Origin of the sequence: Streptomyces beijiangensis (genome assembly GCF_017315755.1) — a bacterium.
Taxonomy (GTDB): Bacteria; Actinomycetota; Actinomycetes; order Streptomycetales; family Streptomycetaceae; genus Streptomyces; species Streptomyces beijiangensis.
Genome location: NZ_JAFLRJ010001397.1, coordinates 1 through 314, shown reverse-complemented (window position 1 = coordinate 314; position 314 = coordinate 1). Strand labels below are relative to the sequence as shown.

Annotated in this window: 2 pseudogenes; both read right to left on the bottom strand. The window is 69.1% G+C overall.

Features of this window, described 5'->3' with window-relative positions:
* Positions 1 to 150: pseudogene (locus J0695_RS44960) on the bottom strand (DUF397 domain-containing protein); the annotation flags it as partial.
* Positions 119 to 314 (bottom strand): annotated as a pseudogene (locus tag J0695_RS41995) (hypothetical protein); the annotation flags it as partial. The pseudogenes J0695_RS41995 and J0695_RS44960, both read right to left, overlap by 32 nt.

Below are 314 nucleotides of genomic sequence, written 5' to 3'. Positions count from 1 at the left end.
GGGTCCTCCTGCACCTTGCTGTCCCGCACCAGGAACTCACCCTTGGCGGCCGCGTGGGCGGGGGCCCACTCGACGCCCTGGCCGCCGTCGCGCGCCGCCGTACGTACTCTTGACCCACTCAATTCGCCGGGGTGCTTCGGTGCTGCTCATTTGCGTGCTCCTTTGTGATCTTGGCAAGCAGGGCCAGCGACTCCTGTTCAGGCAGAGCCGCCATGCGCAGGCGGTCGAACGTGCCGACAGCAGCAGCCACCACCTCCGCCGCGTGGTCCACCTGCCCGCCGTGCGTGGGGGTTTCGGTGTAGACAGCGTGGGGC